The 20711-nt window shown below is 68.2% G+C and carries 22 protein-coding genes; 8 read left to right on the forward strand and 14 right to left on the reverse strand.

Annotated features, from left to right (window positions below; genetic code table 11):
• Positions 1 to 35 precede the first annotated feature (35 nt).
• A complete protein-coding gene (locus IEY60_RS25945; RefSeq protein ID WP_229740157.1) occupies positions 36 to 389 on the forward strand; it encodes a YbjN domain-containing protein in 354 nt (117 codons plus the stop codon).
• A 3-nt stretch (positions 390 to 392) separates the two neighbouring features.
• Here the strand turns inward: IEY60_RS25945 and IEY60_RS25950 are convergent, their stop codons facing one another.
• Together IEY60_RS25950 and IEY60_RS25955 are read right to left on the reverse strand one after the other, a co-directional pair.
• Positions 393 to 1088, reverse strand: a complete 696-nt coding sequence (locus IEY60_RS25950) for an LGFP repeat-containing protein (protein ID WP_308426125.1) — start codon at positions 1086 to 1088, stop codon at positions 393 to 395.
• 154 nt (positions 1089 to 1242) lie between these two features.
• On the reverse strand, positions 1243 to 1851 hold the full coding sequence (locus IEY60_RS25955) for a TetR/AcrR family transcriptional regulator (RefSeq protein ID WP_189033084.1): 609 nt from the start codon (positions 1849 to 1851) through the stop codon (positions 1243 to 1245).
• 102 nt (positions 1852 to 1953) lie between these two features.
• Between IEY60_RS25955 and IEY60_RS25960 the strand changes: the two genes are divergently transcribed.
• On the forward strand, positions 1954 to 2928 hold the full coding sequence (locus tag IEY60_RS25960; RefSeq protein WP_189033085.1) for a hypothetical protein: 975 nt from the start codon (positions 1954 to 1956) through the stop codon (positions 2926 to 2928).
• A gap of 187 nt (positions 2929 to 3115) precedes the next feature.
• Here the strand turns inward: IEY60_RS25960 and IEY60_RS25965 are convergent, their stop codons facing one another.
• Positions 3116 to 4726, reverse strand: coding sequence for a GMC family oxidoreductase (locus tag IEY60_RS25965; protein ID WP_189033086.1), 1611 nt, complete (start codon positions 4724 to 4726; stop codon positions 3116 to 3118).
• A gap of 137 nt (positions 4727 to 4863) precedes the next feature.
• On the opposite strand from IEY60_RS25965, the gene IEY60_RS25970 reads away from it, so the two are divergent.
• On the forward strand, positions 4864 to 5703 hold the full coding sequence (locus IEY60_RS25970) for a hypothetical protein (protein WP_189033087.1): 840 nt from the start codon (positions 4864 to 4866) through the stop codon (positions 5701 to 5703).
• 6 nt (positions 5704 to 5709) lie between these two features.
• Here IEY60_RS25970 and IEY60_RS25975 read toward each other — a convergent pair whose 3' ends face one another.
• The 9 genes from IEY60_RS25975 to IEY60_RS26015 form a co-directional block, all read right to left on the reverse strand.
• Positions 5710 to 6480: an ESX secretion-associated protein EspG gene (locus IEY60_RS25975; RefSeq protein ID WP_189033088.1), complete on the reverse strand. Its 771-nt coding sequence runs from the start codon at positions 6478 to 6480 to the stop codon at positions 5710 to 5712.
• On the reverse strand, positions 6467 to 7792 hold the full coding sequence (locus IEY60_RS25980) for a hypothetical protein (protein WP_189033089.1): 1326 nt from the start codon (positions 7790 to 7792) through the stop codon (positions 6467 to 6469). The genes IEY60_RS25975 and IEY60_RS25980 overlap by 14 nt, the downstream gene beginning before the upstream one ends.
• Positions 7789 to 8169 carry a hypothetical protein gene (locus IEY60_RS25985; RefSeq protein WP_189033090.1) on the reverse strand — a complete coding sequence of 127 codons (381 nt, stop codon included), beginning with the start codon at positions 8167 to 8169 and terminating at the stop codon, positions 7789 to 7791. Before IEY60_RS25985 ends, IEY60_RS25980 begins: the two co-directional genes overlap by 4 nt.
• A gap of 12 nt (positions 8170 to 8181) precedes the next feature.
• Positions 8182 to 8766 carry a DUF3558 domain-containing protein gene (locus IEY60_RS25990; RefSeq protein WP_189033091.1) on the reverse strand — a complete coding sequence of 195 codons (585 nt, stop codon included), beginning with the start codon at positions 8764 to 8766 and terminating at the stop codon, positions 8182 to 8184.
• A 78-nt stretch (positions 8767 to 8844) separates the two neighbouring features.
• The gene (locus IEY60_RS25995) at positions 8845 to 9348 is read right to left on the reverse strand and encodes a hypothetical protein (RefSeq protein ID WP_189033092.1); all 504 of its coding nucleotides are present in this window, start codon (positions 9346 to 9348) and stop codon (positions 8845 to 8847) included.
• Positions 9345 to 11192: an alpha/beta hydrolase gene (locus IEY60_RS26000; protein ID WP_189033093.1), complete on the reverse strand. Its 1848-nt coding sequence runs from the start codon at positions 11190 to 11192 to the stop codon at positions 9345 to 9347. Before IEY60_RS26000 ends, IEY60_RS25995 begins: the two co-directional genes overlap by 4 nt.
• Positions 11192 to 11482 carry a type VII secretion target gene (locus tag IEY60_RS26005; protein ID WP_189033094.1) on the reverse strand — a complete coding sequence of 97 codons (291 nt, stop codon included), beginning with the start codon at positions 11480 to 11482 and terminating at the stop codon, positions 11192 to 11194. Before IEY60_RS26005 ends, IEY60_RS26000 begins: the two co-directional genes overlap by 1 nt.
• Before the next feature lie 127 nt (positions 11483 to 11609).
• The gene (locus IEY60_RS26010) at positions 11610 to 12092 is read right to left on the reverse strand and encodes a Fur family transcriptional regulator (protein ID WP_373291761.1); all 483 of its coding nucleotides are present in this window, start codon (positions 12090 to 12092) and stop codon (positions 11610 to 11612) included.
• The gene (locus tag IEY60_RS26015; protein WP_189033096.1) at positions 12064 to 12414 is read right to left on the reverse strand and encodes an ArsR/SmtB family transcription factor; all 351 of its coding nucleotides are present in this window, start codon (positions 12412 to 12414) and stop codon (positions 12064 to 12066) included. The genes IEY60_RS26010 and IEY60_RS26015 overlap by 29 nt, the downstream gene beginning before the upstream one ends.
• Positions 12415 to 12605: 191 nt before the next feature.
• On the opposite strand from IEY60_RS26015, the gene IEY60_RS26020 reads away from it, so the two are divergent.
• The gene (locus IEY60_RS26020) at positions 12606 to 14006 is read left to right on the forward strand and encodes a glycine--tRNA ligase (RefSeq protein WP_373291762.1); all 1401 of its coding nucleotides are present in this window, start codon (positions 12606 to 12608) and stop codon (positions 14004 to 14006) included.
• A gap of 125 nt (positions 14007 to 14131) precedes the next feature.
• Positions 14132 to 15400 (forward strand): phthiocerol/phthiodiolone dimycocerosyl transferase family protein, encoded by a 1269-nt coding sequence (locus IEY60_RS26025; protein ID WP_189033098.1) that lies wholly within the window; start codon positions 14132 to 14134, stop codon positions 15398 to 15400.
• 19 nt (positions 15401 to 15419) lie between these two features.
• On the opposite strand, the gene IEY60_RS26030 is transcribed toward IEY60_RS26025, so the two are convergent.
• Complete coding sequence (locus tag IEY60_RS26030; RefSeq protein WP_189033099.1) at positions 15420 to 17435, reverse strand: TPM domain-containing protein; 2016 nt, start codon at positions 17433 to 17435, stop codon at positions 15420 to 15422.
• A 70-nt stretch (positions 17436 to 17505) separates the two neighbouring features.
• Here IEY60_RS26030 and IEY60_RS26035 point away from each other — a divergent pair, with 70 nt between their 5' ends.
• Complete coding sequence (locus IEY60_RS26035) at positions 17506 to 18183, forward strand: MBL fold metallo-hydrolase (RefSeq protein WP_189033100.1); 678 nt, start codon at positions 17506 to 17508, stop codon at positions 18181 to 18183.
• Between the two features lie 395 nt (positions 18184 to 18578).
• Here IEY60_RS26035 and IEY60_RS26040 read toward each other — a convergent pair whose 3' ends face one another.
• Positions 18579 to 19001, reverse strand: a complete 423-nt coding sequence (locus IEY60_RS26040) for a DoxX family protein (RefSeq protein WP_189033101.1) — start codon at positions 18999 to 19001, stop codon at positions 18579 to 18581.
• A gap of 82 nt (positions 19002 to 19083) precedes the next feature.
• On the opposite strand from IEY60_RS26040, the gene IEY60_RS26045 reads away from it, so the two are divergent.
• On the forward strand, positions 19084 to 20013 hold the full coding sequence (locus IEY60_RS26045) for a LysR family transcriptional regulator (RefSeq protein WP_189033102.1): 930 nt from the start codon (positions 19084 to 19086) through the stop codon (positions 20011 to 20013).
• A 113-nt stretch (positions 20014 to 20126) separates the two neighbouring features.
• Positions 20127 to 20705, forward strand: coding sequence for a YdcF family protein (locus IEY60_RS26050; RefSeq protein WP_373291763.1), 579 nt, complete (start codon positions 20127 to 20129; stop codon positions 20703 to 20705).
• Positions 20706 to 20711: the final 6 nt, after the last annotated feature.

Consider the following 20711-nt stretch of genomic DNA (forward strand, 5'->3'; position numbering starts at 1 on the left):
TCGACCTGCAGGCGCGCACCGGCGCCTGCCTGCAGATGCAGGACATCGACATCCGCGTCGACGCCGACGGCTCCCTCGGCTTCGAGTACGACGGCGCGCTGTGCTCGATCCGCGCCGTCACCCTGGCGCCCGGCCTCACCGTGCTGTCACTGACCAGCGTGCTGGCCTGGGACCGCCCGCTCAAGCCGCAGCTGCACAAGCGCGTCGCCGAGCGCAACAACGAGATCCAGTTCGGCTCGGTCACCCTGATCGGGCGCGGCAAACTGGGCGATGTCATCCTGCGCTACACGTTCCCCGCCGAGGGCCTCGACGACCAGGCCCTCACCACCATGCTGCTGCTCGCCCTGTCCGGCGCGAGCAGGGCCAGGCAGGGCCTGCTCGCGCCGTAGGCGTCAGCCGGCGGGCTTCCAGGTGATCTTGCCGCCCTGGAAATCCTGGGCCTTGCCGCCCTGGTAGTCGTATTCGTCGCTGGTGGGGTAGCCGTAGCGGCCGCCCTCGGCGCCCGCGCGGATCCAGTCCGCCTGGATGTTGCCCCACACCGCGTGCGCGCCGGTCGACGAGGACCAGTAGATGGCGCCGGTCGGGAACATGGAGAACTGGCCGTCGCCCTTGCCCGCCTTGGACACGTCGCTGAGCGGGAAGCCCAGCGGGCTCGACTCCCAGCCGAGCGCGGCCCATCTGTCCCGGATCGGGCCGCTGATCTGGTGCGCGCCGGTGCCGACGGACCAGTAGATCGAACCCTTCTGGAAGTGGTTGAAGCGCCCGGCGCCGTTGGGCGTCGACTGCTCGCGGGTGACCGGGTAGCCGAGCTTGCCCGACTCGTTGCCGTGCTCGGCGAACTTGTCGCGGATCTGCCCGGCGACGGTGTTGGCATTGGTGTCGGGGTGCCAGTAGATCGCCGCGTTGTTGGCGAAGGTCTGGTACTTGCCGCCTGCCGCGGCATCGGACTCGGGGGAGGTGGGGTCGCCGAGCGCGGCGCCGCCCGCCTGGTCGTATTCGGTCTCGATCGCGCCGCCCACCTCGAATTCGCCGATCATGCGTGCCTGCGCGGTGCCTGCGAGGGCGGCGGGCAGTACGGCCGCGGCCACGAGGGCGGCGATGCCGCGTGATCGAAGGTTTCGTCGGTGAACTAGCACAGGAAACTCCCTGGTCGAATCGTTGTTCGGTGATTTTCGGCGCTTGACCCCGACCGGCACCGCACCCGAACCTACCCGCTCGACGGCGCGGGTAACAGTGAGCCTGCTAACGATCCCCGGTCGGCACGACGGGCAGCAGCACCTCGAAACCCCTGGCCACGTCGTCCGGATCGACGTCGCCGAGCAGCAGGTGCTGCAGGATGAAGCCGGGCAGCACCCCGATGACCGTCTTGGCGAGCGCGTCCACATCGGTGTCGGCCGGAATCCACCCCAGGTCGCGCATCCGCGCCAGGTACTCACGCCACAGCTCACGCATGGCGGCGATGCCCTCGCGCACGGGCACGCCCGCCTCGGGCTGCACCAGCGCCAGCGCCCAGGCCTGCGGCGCCAGCCGCAACGGCCCGTCCGGACCACTGCGTTTGATCACCTCGGTCGTCAGCAGCCGCATTACTTCCGCGGGAACCGGCGGCGTCTCGGCCCGGATGATCTCGGCCAGCCGCAGGCGTAGCGGCACCATCGTCTGCATGACGAGTGCTGCGATGATCTCGTTCTTGCTGGTGAAATACCGGTAGACGGCCCCGGCGGACAACCCGGCCTCGGCGAACACATCCTGCATCGATGTCTCGTGGAAGCCCTTCCTGGCGAAGCAGAGCTGCGCGGCATCGAGGATCTGCTGCCTGCGGCGTTCGAGGTGTTCTTCGCTGACTCGGGGCATGCCCAAAAGTAAAACGAATATCCGTTCTTGACAAGCGAGGCGGGTGGGTGTCACCGTTGAACCACCAAAAAGAACGAACATTCGCTTTAAGGGAGAACCGCCATGACGATCACCCGACGAGCAGTAGCGCTCGGCCTGGCAGCCACCGCGCTGCAGGCTCTGCTCCTGATCGCCTTCGCCTGGCCCGCCGTCAATCTCGCCCCACGTGACCTGCCCATCGCGGTGACGGGTCCCCAATCCGCGCAGATCACCCAGCAACTGCAGCAACGCAGCCCCGACTCCTTCGAGATCACCACCCTCGCCGACGCAAGCGCCGCCCGCACCGCGCTCGCCGACAACGAGATCTACGGCGCCATCGTCACCGGCGGCGGCGCACCCCAGGTCATGGTCGCCTCGGCTGCCTCACCCGCCGTCGCCCAGCAACTCACGGCGCTGGCCCAGCAGCTCAGCGGCACCCCCGCCGCCCCGGTCCAGGACGTCGTCGCCACCGACCCCGACGACCCGCGCGGGGCGGGCTTCGGCTCGATGGTCCTGCCCTTGGTGATGTCCGGCATCGCGGCAGGTGTTCTGCTCACCTTGCTGATCCCCGGCTTCGCCGCCCGCCTCGTCGGCCTGGTCACCTTCGGCATCGCAGGCGGCCTGCTCAGCACCCTGGTCTTCCACACCTGGCTCTCGATCGTCCCCGGCTCCTACCTGGAACTCGCCGCCATCGCCGGCCTGGCCGCCTTCGCCGTCTCCGCCGCCATCGTCGGCCTGGCCGCCGCCATCGGCCGCCCCGGCATCGGCCTCGGTGCCCTCGTCATGCTCCTGATCGGCAACCCGTTCTCCGCCGCCACCTCCGCCCCCGAACTCCTCCCGCAGCCCTGGGGCACGATCGGCCAGCTGTGCCCACCCGGCGCCGCCGCCTCCCTGCTCCGCTCGGTCGCCTACTTCGACGGCGCGGGTGCGCTGGCCCCGCTCGCGGTGCTGCTCACCTGGTCGGCGGCCGGTCTCGTCCTGCTCGGCGTGGGCGCCCTGCGCTCTCGCCCCTCGGGCACTTCGGACCTCACCCCGGCACCGGTCGCCGTTCCCGCCTGAAGCCCCCGCGCGAAGATGCTCCGCACGAACAACTTTCGTGCGGAGCATCTTCGCGCGCCGGATCGGCCGTCCGGACATGCCGTCGCGCAGGTCATTCCAGCCGTGGCACGCCCCATCTCCCTACGCCCCTGGCGCGACCTTCCCGTCTGACGACGAGGGAAGTGCGCTCGAACCGTGTGGCTGAACCTCAGCCTTTCAGGATCAGGTCGGCGCATTTCTCGCCGATCATGATCGTGGGCGCGTTGGTGTTGCCGCCTGTCACGCTCGGCATGATCGACGCATCGGCGACGCGGAGGCCGTCGATTCCGCGTACTCGGAGTTGCGGATCGACGACCGCGCGCTCGTCGGTACCCATGCGGACCGAGCCGACCGGGTGATACATGGTGTGGATGCGGTTCGGCAGTTCTTCGCGCATCGCCGCTTCGTCGGTGAAATCCGCGCCTGGGACAATCTCGTCCTCGTTGTCGCCTGTTCCCGCCATGATCTCGCGGACCATCGCGATGCCTTCCAGAAGAACCTCGGTGTCCTCGGGGGCCGTCAGATATGCCGGGTCGATGAGTGGCGCGGCGGTCGGATCTGCTGATGCCAACCGGACGGTTCCGTGGCTCTCCGGGTAGATGAGCGCGGGGAAAATGCTCTGACCTGGTCTTTTAGTTGCCGGAACGATGCGCGTGCCGGAGTCTTGATTCGGCGACGGATAGACCCAGTAGAGGCTGAGCAGTTGCAGATCAGGGATTTCGCGCGCATGCGAGGTGCGCACGAACGCGACGGATTCGAAGGAGGAACCGGCCGCCCACGACGATCCCGGACGAAATCGTTCCGCCGCCAAACCACGCAGGAAGTACGGCGCCGTCGGCCTGCGCAATGCCGATTTCATCTCGAAGGAGAGGGGGACGAAGAGGTGGTCGTGCAGGTTGTCGCCCACCGGCAAGTCCGCTTCGACGGCAATACCGTGCTCTTTCAGGTGCGCGGCGGGGCCGATCCCGGACAGCTGCAGGATCTGCGGCGAACCGAACGCGCCGGCCGAGACGACGACCTCGCGTGATGCTCCGATCACCTGCTTGCCACCGTCGACCAGGATCTCCACGCCAGTCGCGCGGGATCCTGTGATGACGACCTTCGTCACCGTCGTTTCCGTGAGCACCGTGAGGTTTGGCAGCGGATCTTCGTGCAGGTAGCCCTTGGACGCGGAGTATCGCAATCCGTTCGCGGCGCTCTGCTGAAAAACCGCGACGCCTTCCTGGCTCTCGCCGTTGTAGTCGTCGATTCTCGGCACACCCAGGCGCGTCTCGGTGGCGTCCATGAATGCGCGCGCCGCGTCGGTGATGGTGTGCTGGCGTGTGACCTTGATGGGACCGCCGGAGCCGCGCACGGCGCTCGCGCCGTCCTCCCAGTCCTCCATCCGCTGGAAATACGGCAGAACGTCCTCATAGGCCCACCCGTCACAGCCCTCGGCGGCCCAATCGGCGAAGTTCTTCCGGTTGCCCCGGACGAAGAGCATCCCGTTGACCGAACTCGATCCGCCGAGTATCCGGCCGTGCGTCATGGGGATCTGGCGGCCGAGCGCGTGGCGCTGCGGTATCGACTTGTCGCCCCAATCGAACAGCTTCTTCAGCTGCGGCGTCGAATGGATGACGTTGATCGCGCCCGGAATCCGGAACAGCATTCGGGCCCAGCCCTTGTCGTCCGCTCCGCCCGCTTCCAGCAGCACCACGGACGCGCCGCTCTCGGCGAGCCTGCGCGCGACCGCGCAGCCCGCGCTCCCCGCTCCCACAACGACGTAGTCGGCCTCGGTCACAGTGTTCTCCGGTCGGGAGTCGACCCCAACGACCTCCGAATTCTAGCGCGCCACGCGTCGCACCAGAAAGGGCTCGTTAGCATCGGTGTGAGCGACTGCTGGTGTCGTGGTGGCCGTTTCTGAATGGAGGAATCATCGTGGGCGGTCTGGCGGTGGCACCGCGGGAGAGACGAATTTCCGGGCGTGGGGTGGGGCTGATCGCGGTGGCGTCGGTGCTGCTCGGCGTCGCGTTCGTCTTCGTTCCGGGGATGGTGGCGGGGTGGGGATCCGAGGGCGGGATCGGGGACGCGGGGGAGCTGCGGGATGCGTTGCGGGTGGCGTTCGTCGGGTACTGGAGTTCCGGGGTCGGAGAGTTCTCGCCTGCGCTGAATGATGTGGTGGAGTACTGGTTTCGGTATCACGTAGTCAAAGCGTTGATCGCGGTTGCGCTGCTGGGGGTTCTGACTGCACTGGCCGCGGTGTTGTGGAAAGCCGTTGGGCAGGAAGATGATTCGGGGTGGGGGCGCCGCGTTGCGCTCGGGGCGGCCGGTGCGGGCGTCACGACGTGCGCGCTCGTCGCGTTGCTGGCCGTGATGGCGAATGTGCAAGGCGCGGTGGCGCCTTACGCCTCGGTGTTGCCGATGCTGTTCGACGACCCGGTGGGGTCGGAACTGGCGGGGACCTTGGAAGGCGTCGGTCGGCAGTTGGCCGCGTCGGGTTCTTCGCCCGCGCTCGAGGTGATGATCGGTGACTTCACGCGCTATCACGTCGCGATGGTGGTGATCGCGTCCGTGGTCGCGGTGGGGTGTGCCATCGCGACGGTGGTGTTGTGGAAGCGGCGTGCGGGAAGGTCCTCGGGGGAGCGGGGAGTCCTCGCCGGGCTCGGGTTGCTCACGATGGGATTGACCGTGGTGTTCGTCGTTGTCGCGGTGGCGAATACGTCGACGGTCGCCGAGCCCGTGCCCGCGTTGCAGGCGCTGTTCGACGGTCGGTGGTGACGGCGCTCAGGCCAGGCGTTCGTCGGGGTCGCCGAATTCCTGGTGGTAGCGCTGGGCTCGGGCGAGCATGCGGCGGATACCGGCGATCATGCGGTCGGGGGACAGGGGTTCGGCGATGATGGGGTCGCCGGTTTTGACGTAGTAGCGGCCGTCGTCGTAGTCCATCCACCAGAAGGTGCGGCCGGGGCTGGGGCGGGCGTCGACGGCGGGGCCGGAGAAGGCGGAGATTTCGCCGAAGGCGTGGCGTTTGCGGCGGAAGATGCGGTTGAGCTGGTCGGCGGAGCTGAGTTGGCCTGCGCGGTATTCGAAGTGTTCCTCTTCGGCGGCGAGTTGTTCGCGGCGGACTTCCACCGGGGCCTTGGTGCCCGGCTTCGCGGCGGGGAGGGCGGCCACCGCGAGGGCGGCCACCTGCTCTGCGCGGCAGTAGGTCATGACGACGTCGCCGCCGATGTCCTCGGCGGTGCCGCGCGCCTGGGTCAAGGTCGCGCCTGCGGGTCCGCGGATCGCGCCGTGAAAGCGGATGGCGTTCGAGGTGTCCTGTCCGACAAAGCCTTTGGATTCGACCCTGGCATCCGGGTCGAGCAGGACCGTCAGGGCGTGCTCGACCGCGGGATCGTACTTGCGGAGCAGGCTCTCGACCGCCGCTTCCCGATGCCGCTTCAGTTCGTCGAAGTCCGCGATGTCGGTGCGGTATTGCAAGGGGTAGGGGAGACGGTCACGGCCGTAGCCTGCCCACAGGATCTCGAACTCGAGGCCGGTGAATTCAGCTCGGTGCACTGTCGTGGTCTCCGCCTATCACCGGGGGCACGGTCCGGAGTCCGTCCGTGCCGATCAGCAGCTCGCCGTTGCCTTGGTTGATCAGATAGTCGGGGATGCCCTTGGTCCGCTCGTCGTCGGACCCGCCGCGGCCCGCGCCCGGCGCACCCATGCCCGCCATGCCTGGCGCGCCACGGCCACCGGTCGCCGCACCGGATCTGGCCGCGGCAGCCGCTGCGGCGGCGGGGGTTTGGCTGCCGGGCAGGCTGCGGCCCGGGGCCGGCGTGGACGGGGTGCCGCCACCTGCGCCGCGACCGCCGGCGCCTGGTGTGCCGCCACCTCCGCCACGACCGCCGGTTGCGGGGCTGCCTGTTCCCGGTGTGGTGGGGGTGATCGGTGTTGTGGTGCCGGGAGCAGTCGAGCTCGGTGTGGTCGCGGTCGGTGTCGCGGATTGCGGTGTGGTGCTGGGGCTTTGCTGGGTGGTCGAACCCGTGTCGGTGGATTGCGATGTGGTGGGGGATTGGGTGTCGGTGTCCTCGGTGGGCGTGCCCTCGCCCGGTGTATCGGTCGAAGGTTCGCCGGTGATCGACCCGCCGCCGGAACTTTGTCCTGATGTCCCACCGGTATTCGTGCCGCCGTTGCCGCCCGCCGTGCCGGGGTCGCCGGTGCCCGGGGTGATGGACGGGGCCGTCGGCAGATAGGGGACGCCGTTGTCGGTCTGGGCGGCTACCTGGCTGTAGACCGTGCGCAGGATCCGCCTGCCCTCATCGGTGGCTTCCTGCTGATTGTGCTCGTCGACCTTCATCACGCCGTCCTGGGGCAGCGTCTTGCCGGTGACGTTCGCGCGCTCGGTCAAACCGGGCATCAGGGCCTGGGTCTCCTCGATGCCCGTGCGCATCTCGGCCAGCTTCAAACTGATCGCGGTGGCCGCCTGCGACAACGGGATCGACTGCTCCGCGTAGTTGTTCACCGCGGCCACCGCCGCCGACGCCGCCGCACCCGTCCAGCCACTGCGCCCGTTCGCGCCGGTGACGGTGCGGGCGAACTCCTGGTTGAACTTGTAGAACGTGCCCATCAGGTTCATGCCGATGTTCGCCCACGCCGTCACCGCGTCGTCGACCAGCTGCGGCTTCATCGCCGCCACCGCGGCCTGCATCTGCGCGAGCGTCATGCTGTCGTAGCTGTCGGGGACGGTGATGTGCGGCGGTTGGGTGTCGCCGCTGAAGATCGTGGAGTAGTTGCCCTGCTGCTGACGGTTGTAGATGCCGGCTCGCTCGGTGTTCCACTGCTCCTGCGCGGCGATCACCTTGCTCTTGTACTCGTCGTAGGTCATCCGGGTTCTCCCGCCGCGGTGATCTGGGCGCCGGTCGATTGGTCCTGGGCGACGAAGTTGGCAATCGCCTTGGCGACAACCTCTTTCGCGGTCTGGACCGTTTCGATGTGCTGCCGAAGCACCGTGTCCAACGCTCGATCGCCGCCCGAGGCGGTCAGTGAGAACTTCTTGGCCAGTACCTGGCTCGAGTTGAACGACCCGAACCCGTCGATGCGTTTGACGCGGTCGACGAGCTCATAGACTTCTTCAAGACGATCCAGATGATCGTCGCAGACCCGGTCCAAGTCTCTGCCCACTTCGGGATCGAGCGCCAGCTCGCCCGCATTCGCTTGGGTAAGTAGCTGATTCCATTGAATTGGATTGATTCCGAGAACCATCTGCCGCCCCCGTCAGCTCGCAGGAAGATACTGGACCAAGGCCGTACTCAGTCGGCGCGCTTCGCCGCACGGCTCAGCGGCTCCCACGGCGCTCACACGATTCTGCACCTTGAAATCAACTGAGCCGTTGGGGACTTCAACGCTGACGTAGCACGCCACGTCATTGGCGGAGCCGATCGGCCGGAACTCGAGTGCGTTGTGGGAGCCGACCGTCAGGTCGGTCCATCCGGTGTATTCGCTGGTCCGCTGCCGCGACTCAGCCAGCGTGTGCTCCGACGCCATGACGGCGAACGTGTACTTCTTCTCCGAATCCGTCCAGCTGCAGACCTTCCACCCCGTGAAGTCCACGCCCGCCACGTCCTTCTTCTTGCTGCCGGCGTTCAACCCCACCCCACTGACAGCCGAATCCGGCAGCGAACACGGATCCCACACCTTCGCCTCGGCATCCACCGAGGTCGGGCTAGCCGCCACACTCACACTGCTGGTCGGCGAGGGAGCCGTCCCACTCCCGGTATCCCCGCAGCTGACCGCGACCATCCCCACAGCCACGACCCCGACGACCTTCACCACACTGCCTCGCACTGTCAACTCGACCATCCCCTCCTGGTGTAGACAGCTTCGCTCGAATCCCCGAGCGGTCACGGCTGTGCAGAGTCTAGTCCGAACCGCGCTCCGTCACTCTGCCGCGCAGGGAGAGGCGGCGGCCATGGTGAACCGCACTTCCTCGTCGTTCTGGCCCACCCGGATCCGGGACGACGACACCGAGAATCCCTGTGCGTCCCGGTAGTACCTGCTCACCGGGTCCTGGTCCGGATTCTGGCTCGGCACCAGGGTGAAGCCACGGGCGGTCATCGCCTCGAGATTGGCCATGGCACGGTCGACGAATTCCTGAGACGGGTTGACCACCTCCCGCTCGTATCGTGGGCGCCACGGCGGGCCTTCGTAGCTGATGGCCGCCATACTGGTCCGGCAGCCTTTGCTCACATCGACCGCCGCCGGGTCGACGGCCAGCTGCTCCGGCCAGATGAGCTCGAAATTGTCCGCGACGATCGGCCTGGCCGTGGCGACGGTCAGGCCAGTGCCCTGCATGATGTCCTCGTTCGTCGGACCCTTCTCGTCCAAGGTCGCGCACCCTGTCGCGACGACCGCCACCAAGGCGAGCACAGCAGCGATTCTCATCGGATATCGATCTTCACACCGGGGTCCGGATTGTCGGTGACGCGCGGTCCGGCGTAGGGGTCGATGTCGATATCGAACGCGGCGGCCGCCTGTTGGGCCGCGGCTGCCTTGGCGGCGTCGAAGGATTCCTTGGCACCGTTTCCGTTGTCGCCCAAGCCGATATCGACGAACGGGGTTTCGATCCCGCGCTCGACGTAGGCGGTCGCCGACGAGCCCTCGATCACCCCGACGATGTTCCGGAAGGCAGTCGATCCCGGATCGTCCCAGTACTTGCCGTGGCCGTCGGTGCCGAAAACGACTTCCCCGGGATGGTCGGTCGAGGTGCCGCTGTAGTAGCCGGTGTCGAGCCGGACTACTCCGGGCACTTCGTCCGGATCCCCGCCGAGCTCATCGGACGCATGCGGATTGCCAGGCAGGCGGATCCCACCCGGGACAGTCAGTCCCCCTTCGGGATACGACTGCACGACGCCGATGAGATCACCCGGCGCCGTCATCGAGTACCGCTGGACGTTCGGATTCGGGTTGTTCCAGCCCGTATCGAACACACCGGTACCCGCTGACGACGCGTGCAGGATCCGATCGGCACGCAGGCCGAGTTGCTCGGCGGACCCGACGATCGAGCCACCGTAGGAATGCCCGACGTACGTCACCGGAGTGCCCGGCGCACTCGCGGCCACCTCGCGGTCGATCTCCTTCCCGAACTCCACCAGCCTCGGAGCCATGTCGGCGGCGAACCTGGGGCTGGGCGCACCATCGGAGAGGCTGGTCAGGCTCTGCGGGAAATCGCCTTCCATATAGAGGAACACGGGACCGTCGGTCTGGTCGGCGAGATTCCACGCGGCAACATGATTGGACCCGGAACCGTTGAGGTTGGTCGACGTGCCCGGCACGTACACCCCGACCCCGGGCGCACCGGACTTCATATCGCCCACCATCTCGATCATCCGCCCGTTGCCCTCGGTGCTGAACATGACGAACTTGCGATCGACCATGTCCAGACGCGGCGTCGCGGTGGCGGCGGGCGTGGTGTCGAGCGTGCCCGTCCCCTCCGGATTCGGGATCGGCGCGAGCATCGCCTCCAGCTGTGCGACCCGGGACTCGTCCCGATTCGGCTTCGCCTTCTCCGCGGTCAGCGCATTGCGCACAGTGATCTCGTTGGCCTCGATCCGCATCACGAACGGCACACCGTTGAGATTGCCCAGCTTCTCCGGCGCGGCGATCACGAGCTGCCGCTGTGCCTCCGGGCTCAATCCGGCCAGGAAGCTGGCCCGCTCGTCGGCCGACATCGACGCCAGCTGGATCGCCACAGCGTCGGGGTCACGGATGGTCCCGTCGGCGAGGGTGATGTCGGGCTGACCGTCGCGGATGGCGGTGAGGTCGGCCAGCGATTCCTTCAGGCGGGTGCCGAACTGGTTGTCGAGGCGTTCGATCTCGTCGAGCCCGCCGAACAGGTTGAGCTGGAAAACGCCCGCCGCGCCCTCCTTCTCGGGGTCCGGATGGGACACGCGGCCATCGGGTGCGACCGAGAAACCCTGTCCGGCAGCGAGATTCCGCTGATCCAGCACATACGTCCTGGCGTGCTTCAGTCCGAGGAAGGCATCCTCGGCGTCGTCGGCGATCCGCAGCAGCACGGTGCGCACTTCGTAGCCATGATCGACTTCCTCGTCGACGCGCCGGCCTGCCGCGTCCCTGGTCTGCCCGTGCCAGCTGCCCGTCGCCGAGACCGCGCGGGAGCAGTCGTCGACCGAGGCGGAGACGACATCGGCATTGGCGCGCGCGGCGTCGGCGGCGCGGTGCAGACCGTCGAGATTCCAGCCGTCGAGCTGGGTGATCGTCGGGCGCATCAGCGGTCGCTCAGCTTCCCGATCTCGCCGGCGATCTCGGCATCCTTGGCCTGTATGTCCGCCGAGAACTTGTCCACCAGATCGGCCAGGGTGGTGAACCTGGTCGCGATCGAGGACATCGCCTGCTGTGCGGGATCGGCCATCGCGCGCACGGCGGCGAGGACATCGCTGCCGTCGCCGGTCGCTTCGCCCATTGCCGACCACGGGAGTTTGCCGACTTCGTCGGACTCCTGCCGCCACGTCGTCGCCAGAGATTTCAGTTGATCGGGTTCGACACCCAGCGTGCTCACGATTCCCCCTCCTTCGGCGCCGAGCCGGCCACAGGCCGTCGGTACCACCGTGCGGATCGGTCCCTTCGTGAAGGTTGGACGGGGCAGTCGAACCGGGGGTTCCATTATGTGACGTGAGTCACATAATTTAGACCGTAGCGGTCTCGTCCTTGTCCGCGGCGACGCGATCGCGCACGCAGTCGCGGCAAGTGCCGAAGATCTCCAGGGTGTGGCTGACCTCGGTGAAACCGTGCTCGCCCGCGATCGTCTCGGCCCACGCCTCGACCGTCGGGCCCTCGACCTCGACGGTGCGGCCGCAGTGGCGGCACACCAGGTGATGGTGATGTCCGCTCGAGCACTGGCGGTAGACGGATTCGCCGGAATCGGTGCGCAGGACGTCGACCATGCCCGCGTCGGCGAGCGACTGCAGTGTCCGGTAGACGGTGGTCAGGCCGATGCCCTCGCCCCGTTTGCGGAGCTCGTCGTGGAGTTCCTGCGCGGAGCGGAACTCGTCGATATCGCTGAGCAGCGCCGAGATGGCGCTGCGCTGACGCGTGCTGCGGACCCCGACCTGCTTTCCGGAGGGATTGTCTGCCAACGGATTACCCTTCCTCGGCGTGGGCGACGGCATCGACGACGATGTGCGCCAGATGATCGTCGACGAGTTCGTAGAGCACCTCGCGGCCGGAGCGTTCCCCGTGCACGACGCCCGCCGACTTGAGAATGCGCAGGTGCTGACTGACCAGCGGCTGGGTGACCCCGAGTGCATCGACCAGCTCGTGCACACAGCGCGGCGACTCGCGCAACTGCAGCACGATCGCGATCCGCACCGGCGCGGCGAGCGCCCGCAACAACTCGCCCGCGTCCTCGAGTACCTGGCGCGCGGGCACCGTCGCGGGGGCGGGGGAGTGATACGGATTGTGCGCGTGTGCGGCCGCGGCATCGGTGGTCATCAACCAACTCCTTAATGGAAACCGATTCCATTTTGATATGCACGGGTGCGCATGTCAAATGACGCGCCGGGCGGCTCCGGTCGGCTGCTGCAATCTCACTGGACGCTGCCCGATACCCTTGACCCAATACGTGTACGGTACGTCGCTCCATTGTCGGATACGACGTAGCGAACAATTCCGACTCGCAGTGGATGGAGATATCTCGCGTGGCACCCAAGTCGAAGGTGGACACCGTTGCCAACCTCGCCAAGCGCCGGGGCCTGGTTTACCCGTGCGGTGAGATCTACGGAGGCACCAAGTCGGCGTGGGACTACGGTCCGCTGGGCGTCGAGCTGAAGGAGAACATCAAGCGGCAGTGGTGGCGCACCATGGTCACCAGCCGCGACGATGTCGTCGGCCTCGACTCCTCGGTGATCCTGCCGCGCCAGGTCTGGGAGGCCTCCGGCCACGTCGCGACCTTCTCCGACCCGCTGGTCGAGTCGCTGCACACGCACAAGCGGTACCGCGCCGACCATCTCCTGGAGGCGTACGAGGAGAAGCACGGCCGCCCGCCTGCCAACGGCCTGGCCGACATCAACGACCCCGAGACCGGCCAGCCCGGCAAGTGGACCGAGCCGAAGAACTTCTCCGGCCTGCTCAAGACCTTCCTCGGCCCGGTCGACGACGAAGAGGGCCTGCACTACCTGCGCCCCGAGACCGCGCAGGGCATCTTCGTCAACTACAAGAACGTCGAGACCACCGCGCGCAAGAAGCCGCCGTTCGGCATCGCCCAGATCGGCAAGAGCTTCCGCAACGAGATCACTCCCGGCAACTTCATCTTCCGGACCCGCGAGTTCGAGCAGATGGAGATGGAGTTCTTCGTCAAGCCCGGTGAAGACGCCGAGTGGCACAAGTACTGGATCGACACCCGCCTGGCCTGGTACACCGACCTCGGCATCGATCCGGAGAACCTGCGGCTGTTCGAGCACCCCAAGGAAAAGCTGTCGCACTACTCGGCGGGCACCACCGACATCGAGTACCGCTTCCGCTTCCAGGGCAGCGAGTGGGGCGAGCTCGAGGGCATCGCCAACCGCACCGACTACGACCTCAAGACGCACTCGGAGCACTCCGGCACCGACCTGAGCTTCTTCGATCAGGCCTCCGGCGAGCGCTACATCCCGTACTGCATCGAGCCCGCGGCCGGCCTGACCCGTTCGCTGATGGCGTTCCTGGTCGACGCCTACGCCGAGGACGAGGCCCCCAACGCCAAGGGCGGCGTCGACGTGCGCACGGTGCTGCGCCTGGACCGTCGCCTTGCGCCGGTCAAGGCCGCGGTGCTGCCGCTCTCGCGCAACGCCGACCTGACCCCCAAGGCCAAGGACCTCGCCGCCCAGCTGCGCCGCAACTGGAACGTCGACTTCGATGACGCGGGCGCCATCGGCCGCCGCTACCGTCGCCAGGACGAGATCGGCACCCCGTTCTGCATCACGGTCGACTTCGACACCCTCGACGACCAGGCCGTGACGATCCGCGAACGCGACTCGATGGCCCAGGAACGCATCGCCCTGGACAAGGTGGAGTCCTACCTGGCCACCCACCTCATCGGCGCCTGACACATATCACATCGAAGCCCGCGCCCTCGTCCGGCGCGGGCTTCGCTGCGTGCGCGGCGTGGACGTGATCACAGTGCGTACCTGACGGTTTGCATCGGCCGGGCTCGTGCCTCACTCTGTGCGTTGTGCTGTGGGAACCGGAAGATGTGGTGCGGGGGCTCGACCCGTCGGAACAACGATTCGTCCGGCATGCCACCTTCACCGGACGCTCGGTGACCGTTCGCGGTGAACTCGACGCCGCGGCCCTCGGCGCGGCGTTCGCGGCACTGCAGCGTGCCTTCCCGGTCCTGGTGTGCCGGATCGTCGAGGACGCCGACGAGAACGGAATCCTGCTGCGCCCCGGGCATATCGATCCTGTCGGCGCGTGGGTGAGTTTCGGTGATCCCGACGAGGTCAGGATCCCCACCGAATCGATGGACCCCGCCGATCAGCTGGGGTATCTGGATGTGGTTCTCGCCGAAGAGGATCGGGCGCGGGTCACCCTGTTCGTGCACCACAGTGTCGCCGACGCCGGGCATTGCGTCGAACTGTTCGCGCGGCTGTGGGACTACTACACCGATCACGTCGAGAACGGCTCGATCGCGGTCGGGTCGCGGGAGTATCCGGTGTCGCTGGAATCGCTACTGGCGCAGCGGGGGACCGAGCGTGGAGCGCGGTCAGGTCTGGAGACCGTCACCCGGCCGCTCGTCGTCGCCGATGCGGTGGGTGTGGTCGAGCCGTCGCCGCAGGCCACCGCCGCGCTGGCCAGGCCGGCGCGAATCCGGTTGGACCCCGCCGAGACCGCACGGGTGCTCGACCTGGCGCGGACCCATGCGGTGAGTGTGAACGGGCTGGTCACCGCGGCGGTGCTGCGGGCGTTCACGTCGGTCTACGACGTGGCGGAGGTCGGCTGTGTCTACCCGGTCGACATGCGCAGGCGACTCGACCCGCCGATCCAGGCTGCGGCGGGCACGAACATCTCCGGCCTCGCCGCCTTCACCACCGACACCGCCGGGACCGACGACATCGTCGCCCTGGCCAGGCGCATCGGCACCAGACTGCACGACGATCTGGCGACCGGCGTGATCGAACAGTCGGTACTGCACTTCCCGGACTTCTTCGGCCCCACCCGCATCCACTCGACCGCCGGGCACATCGCCCTCACCAACACCGGCACGGTGCCGACCTTCCGCGCGCCGACGGGCCTGATCCTCGACGACTACGAGATCGTCTACCTGTCCGCGCATCCACGTCCGTCGACGGGCGCCTCGGCGGCGGTCACGTTCCTGGTCTACACCTACCTGGGCAGGCTGACCATCGGCAGGCTCGGCGGCGGTGTGCGCGCGGCCGAACTACTGCCCGCCGTGGCCGCCGAGCTGACCTGGCAGGCCGACCACGAGGCCGCGACCGCCTGATACAGCGGGTCGAGCCAATTCAGAATCGGCCACCTCGGCTGACCCGGCGCGATCCTGACGATCCGCCGTAGGAACCAGGCCGGTACCCGCCACCACCGAACCCGCCACCGCCGCGTCGCGTCGCGCCGCCGATCGAGCCGCGCAGGAAACCGTCGAGCAGGATGCCGCCGAGCACCGCACCGGCCTGCGATCCGCCGCCCGCCACCGGTTGCCTGGACTCCCAGGCACGCACGCTGGCCTGCGCCTGCTGCAATGCCCGTCCGCCGAGGTCGGCGGCGGTCTGTGCGCTGCTGAGCGCGCGGTCGGGAGCGGTGCCCGCCAGCTGACGCGCCTCGTCGAGATGACGCTGCGCCTCGGAGAGCCGGGTGCGCGCCTCGGCATCGACCCCACCACGGCGGGTGGTGATGAACGAGGACGCCGCATCGATCCGTCCAGCCGCGTCGGTCAGCGTGCGGTCGAGCCTGCGCCGCAGATCCTCCACGGCGAGTTTGCGATCCGAGGCCGCCGCGATCGCGCGATCCAGCTCGGCGTCGGCGGTCACCGCCTCGTGGAAGGCGCCGAGCGGATCGGATTCGGCGGTGGCTGCCGCGGCATTCACGGTGGTGTCGGCCCTGGTGACCGCGGCGGCCAGTTCGGGACCGCCGAATTCGGTCAGCCCCGAGGCCGCGGTGAGATCGGCGCGCAGTTCGTCGAGAGCGGCGGGCAGCCCGTCGCGTGCCTGCTGGATATTCGTCGCCGCCTGGTCGACCGCATCGAGCAAGGTGCGCGCCTGACCGATCGCGCCCTCCGCCCCGCGGATCGCCGCGACCGCCCCGCCCTGCTGCCCGACCGGCCGGGTCAACGCGGTGCGGGCGGTGTCGATGTTGTGCTCGGCGAAGGTGATTCGCTCCGTCGCCATCCGCACGTTGTCGTGGATCGGGGCCAGCACCGAGGCGGGGTAGGCCGAATTCAGCCGGGCCAGTTCGGCTTCGGAGGCCGGCTTGCGCGCGGTCAGGTCGACGATGTCGCGGGTCAACCCGTCCAACCGGGCCGGTGCGTCGATGAGCAGATCGCGCATCGTGTCGAAATCGGCTACCTGGGCATCGAGTTCGCGGTCGGCGGTGCCCGCGGTGGAGATCAGCTCGATCAGCATGCTGCGCTGCTGATCGGGGGTTTCCGGGACGGCGTCGTCGAGCTGCTGGCGGATCGTGAACGCCTTGGCGGTGGCGGCACGGGCCGCGTCGAGCGCGGTGCGGAACGGTGTCACCGCGGTCTCGCCGAATTCGCTGGTGGCCAAGGCCAATTCCTCGGCACTGGTGCGCACGGCGTCGTCGATCTCGACGAGCCGTTCGCGCGAGAGCGCGTGCAAGGTCGGCAGCGACAGTTTCGCCAGCGCGGCCGAATCGGCAGGGTCGACGGCACGGGCAGTGCTGAGTTCGGCGCGGTCACGATCGCGACGGCGCTTGCGGGAGAACAGGAGCAGGCCACCTGCCAGCAGCACGACCACCAGTCCGATACCGACGAGCCACCCCCACGGCACACCACCACCGCGCATCGCCGACCCGATGCCGTCGGCGGTGTCGACCCCGGCCTGCGCCCATTTGCGGTCCCGCAGATCGGGTTCCACCGTGCCTGCCAGCAGCGAATCCAGCTCGCCGTCGCTGACACCGTCGGGCAGGATGCCGTGGAGCCAGTAGCCGCGATCGTCCACGGCCACCGCGAGCAGCAGATCGTGATCGCTGAAACCGGACAGCTCGGAGGTGCGGGCCGCCCAGTCGCGCGGGGCCATCGAGGCGAAATCGCGGACGTAGACCACCCAGAGCTTGACCTGGTGGTCGCGGTAGAGCCGGTCGACCGCCTCGAGCACCCTGGCTTCGTCGGCGCCGCTGAGCACGTCCGCGCTGTCGACCACCTGCGGACCCATCCGCGACGGCGGTTCCGCGCTCGCGCTCGGCGCGCAGAGCAGGCTCACTGCGGCGAACACCGCGCAGAGCAGGCCGGCCATCGCGCGCGCCGGAACCGATCGTGGGGCCGAACTCTTCCTCGACAGCGGCATGTGTCGAATCTAACGGGCGCGCGGCGACCGCGGGTGCGACGGCGCGGGGCGTGGCTTCTACGATCGGCGCATGGTCACAGTCGATCGCCTCTACACCGGACATGTCACCGCAGGCGCGGCCGCCCAGCAGCGGGACGTGCCCGGCGCTCGGATCGTGAAGATGTCCGTCGGCCCGATGGACAACAACACCTACCTCGTGCAGAGCACGGCCACCGGCGCCGCGGTGCTCCTCGACGCCGCCAACGACGCCGCGCGCATCATCGATCTGATCGGCCAGGAAACCCCCGGCCAGATCGAGCTGATCGTCACCACCCACCAGCACCCCGACCACTGGCAGGCCCTCGCCGAGGTCACCACGTCACTCGACGTCCCGACCGCGGCCCACCCCCTCGACGCGGGCACCCTGCCGGTACACCCAGAGCACCTGCTCGCCGACGGCGACACCATCCAGGTCGGTGACCTCGTCCTCGAGGTGATCCACCTGCGCGGCCATACCCCCGGTTCGGTCGCACTGGCCCTCATCGACGGCGCCGGCCGCACCCACCTCTTCACCGGCGACTCCCTTTTCCCCGGTGGAGTGGGCAAAACGCACAGCCCGGCGGACTTCGACACCCTGCTCACCGACGTCACCACCAAGCTGTTCGACCGCTACCCGGACGACACCGTCGTCTACCCCGGCCACGGCGACGACACCACCCTCGGCGACGAGCGCCCCCACCTCGACGAGTGGCGCGATCGGGGCTGGTGAACCGGTCCCGGCGCAATAAAGAACGGCACCAGACGCGGGCCGAGGTGCCGTTCTCCGACGGTCCGAACGCCGTCGACTCCGACGGTTGTGACACCGTCAACCCGAGGCCGAACACGAGACCGGCGCTTCGGGTCACGTGACCTCCTGATGGGGAACGGAGGCCGCGAGGAGATTTAGTTGTTCGGTTGGGCACCCCCTTCGAGGAACCGCGATAAACAACAATTCGGTCGAGCTGCCGCCTGCCCCGCTGTGCAGGCGACCGTGGGTGGGACACCGGTTGCCCGGGCCACCCGGTGTGGCGCCCTGCCGTCGCAGGTCACCACCACTACCCAGTACACCCCTCCGACCAGGCGATGTCGAGTGCCTCAGCTACTCGAATCAGGCCAGGGTCGCCCTTACTCGATCCAGGTCGCAAAGACCGGTCCGGTGAGGGTGAGGCCGAGATCGCCGGTGGCGGCGAAGACCGCGAAGAACACCAGCGCGGCACCGGCGAGGGCGATGTCCTTGTTGAAATGGACCATCTCGTGCTGCTTGGTCTCGGCATCGGTCTCCTTCCAGAACGCGTGCATCAGGAAGGCCGTCGGAACCAGGAACCCCACCAGGATCAGCGATCCGAGGTCGCCCCACACCCCGAGCAGCACGCTCGTCCCGGCGACGAGCATGGCCACACCCGAGCTGTACACCGCGGCTGTCGGCGACGGCACTCCGCGACTCGCGGCGTACTGCGCGGTGGCCTTCGCCGCACTCAGATGACCGATGGCCGCGCCGATGAACAACGCGGAGAACAGGATCCGTCCGATCAGGACAATGACGCTCATGGTTCCACCTGACCATCGGGCAGCGGGCACCGTCCAAGACCGATCCGGTGAACCCGATACCGGGCGAGTATCGTCGCAGCTCATGGACCTCCGCCTGCTGCGATATTTCACGGCGGTGGCCGAGGAACTCCACTTCGGTCGCGCCGCCGCCCGGCTGCACATGACCCAGCCGCCGCTGAGCCGGGCGATCAAACAGCTCGAGGCCGATCTCGGCTGTGCACTGCTGCATCGCTCGCCGACCGGCGTGACGCTCACACCCGCCGGGGCCGCGCTGTACGACGAGGCACGCGAGCTGCTGGCCAAGGCCGATCGCCTGCGGACCAGGGTCGCGGCCGTCGCCGGGATGTCTGCCATCACTATCGGCACCATCGCCGAACAGGCGGGCACGCGACTCGCCGCCGCCTACCGCGCCAGGCACCCCGGCGTCCAGGTCCACATCAGAGAGAGCGACTTCGCCGACCCCACCGCGGGGTTGCGCGCCGGGCGCGTGGATATCGCCCTCACCCGCACCCCGTTCGACGAAACCGGCATCACCACCCGGGTTCTGCGAACCGACCCGGTCGGCGTCGTGCTCCGAGCCGACGACCCCCTGGCAAGCGCCACGAGCCTGCACCTGCGCGAACTCACCGCCCGGCAGTGGTTCCAGCTGCCCGGTGACGCCGACCCGGTCTGGCGCGGCTACTGGTCACATCCGACGGACCCGGACACCGGTCCCGTGGTCCGCACCGTCCACGAATGCCAGCAGACCGTCCTGTGGAACGGCACCGTAGGACTCACCCCGCTCGGCCACCCGGTGCCCGACGGCCTCGTCGTGATCCCGCTCGTCGACAAGCCGCCGAGCAGCCTTGTGCTGGCGTGGAACAGCGCCGAGCACAGCCCGCTGGTCCGCTCGATCACCGCCATCGCGGCGACGATTTCCTGGGACAGCGTGGCTGCGGCCGACCGTTCACCGGACCGGAATCGGGCGGTGACCGCTGGCATCATCGGTCGTCGGACCGACCTGGCAGACTGATCAGGATGAAATCGGGTTTCCCGCGAACGGCCGCTCCTGCCCCGGAAGCACCCTCTGGGTTCGGGTCGTCGGTCTCGCTATGGATCGGCCGGTTGATCGCGGGGGCGGTACTGATGGCGCTGGTACTGGTCGCCGGGACGGCCGTGCGGGTGTGGCAGGTCGCGCGGATCGACGACTACAGCAACGCCGACGCGATCGTGGTGCTCGGCGCCGCGCAATACTCGGGCACGCCGTCGTCGGTGTTCGAGGCGCGGCTGTACCAGGCGTGGCGGCTCTACGAGGCGGGCGTGGCGCCGCGGGTGATCACCGTCGGCGGCAAGCAGGAGGGCGACCTCTACACCGAGGCCGCCTCGGGCAAGTGGTACCTCGAGGACAAGGGCGTGCCGAGCGAGGACATCCTCGCGGTGGAGACCGGCTCGGACACCCTGCGCAGCGTCGAAGCGGTGGCGACCGAGATGCAGGAGCGCGGGATGTCATCGGCCGTACTCGTCAGCGATCCGTGGCATTCACTGCGGACCAGGACGATGGCTCGCGACGCCGGACTGGCCGCGTGGACCGCACCGACCCGCACCGGACCGGCGGTCTACACCAGGGAGTCGCAGTTCCACGGCATCGCCCGCGAGACCGGCGCGCTGCTCTGGTACCAGCTCACCCATTTCTCGGCAGATTTCTCTTACACGGCGGGACAGTGAGATTCG

This window comes from Nocardia rhizosphaerihabitans, from assembly GCF_014646295.1.
In the GTDB taxonomy this organism is placed as follows: domain Bacteria; phylum Actinomycetota; class Actinomycetes; order Mycobacteriales; family Mycobacteriaceae; genus Nocardia; species Nocardia rhizosphaerihabitans.

Excerpts from the sequence above, each read along its gene's own strand:
- IEY60_RS25945 (WP_229740157.1), top strand. The coding sequence starts at position 36 with ATGCAGGACATCGACATCCGCGTCGACGCCGACGGCTCCCTCGGCTTC.
- IEY60_RS25955 (WP_189033084.1), bottom strand. The coding sequence starts at position 1,851 with ATGCCCCGAGTCAGCGAAGAACACCTCGAACGCCGCAGGCAGCAGATC.
- IEY60_RS25960 (WP_189033085.1), top strand. The coding sequence starts at position 1,954 with ATGACGATCACCCGACGAGCAGTAGCGCTCGGCCTGGCAGCCACCGCG.
- IEY60_RS25980 (WP_189033089.1), bottom strand. The coding sequence starts at position 7,792 with ATGACCTACGACGAGTACAAGAGCAAGGTGATCGCCGCGCAGGAGCAG.
- IEY60_RS25985 (WP_189033090.1), bottom strand. The coding sequence starts at position 8,169 with ATGGTTCTCGGAATCAATCCAATTCAATGGAATCAGCTACTTACCCAA.
- IEY60_RS25990 (WP_189033091.1), bottom strand. The coding sequence starts at position 8,766 with ATGGTCGAGTTGACAGTGCGAGGCAGTGTGGTGAAGGTCGTCGGGGTC.
- IEY60_RS25995 (WP_189033092.1), bottom strand. The coding sequence starts at position 9,348 with ATGAGAATCGCTGCTGTGCTCGCCTTGGTGGCGGTCGTCGCGACAGGG.
- IEY60_RS26000 (WP_189033093.1), bottom strand. The coding sequence starts at position 11,192 with ATGCGCCCGACGATCACCCAGCTCGACGGCTGGAATCTCGACGGTCTG.
- IEY60_RS26010 (WP_373291761.1), bottom strand. The coding sequence starts at position 12,092 with ATGCCGTCGCCCACGCCGAGGAAGGGTAATCCGTTGGCAGACAATCCC.
- IEY60_RS26015 (WP_189033096.1), bottom strand. The coding sequence starts at position 12,414 with ATGACCACCGATGCCGCGGCCGCACACGCGCACAATCCGTATCACTCC.
- IEY60_RS26020 (WP_373291762.1), top strand. The coding sequence starts at position 12,606 with ATGGAGATATCTCGCGTGGCACCCAAGTCGAAGGTGGACACCGTTGCC.
- IEY60_RS26030 (WP_189033099.1), bottom strand. The coding sequence starts at position 17,435 with ATGCCGCTGTCGAGGAAGAGTTCGGCCCCACGATCGGTTCCGGCGCGC.
- IEY60_RS26035 (WP_189033100.1), top strand. The coding sequence starts at position 17,506 with ATGGTCACAGTCGATCGCCTCTACACCGGACATGTCACCGCAGGCGCG.
- IEY60_RS26040 (WP_189033101.1), bottom strand. The coding sequence starts at position 19,001 with ATGAGCGTCATTGTCCTGATCGGACGGATCCTGTTCTCCGCGTTGTTC.
- IEY60_RS26045 (WP_189033102.1), top strand. The coding sequence starts at position 19,084 with ATGGACCTCCGCCTGCTGCGATATTTCACGGCGGTGGCCGAGGAACTC.
- IEY60_RS26050 (WP_373291763.1), top strand. The coding sequence starts at position 20,127 with ATGGCGCTGGTACTGGTCGCCGGGACGGCCGTGCGGGTGTGGCAGGTC.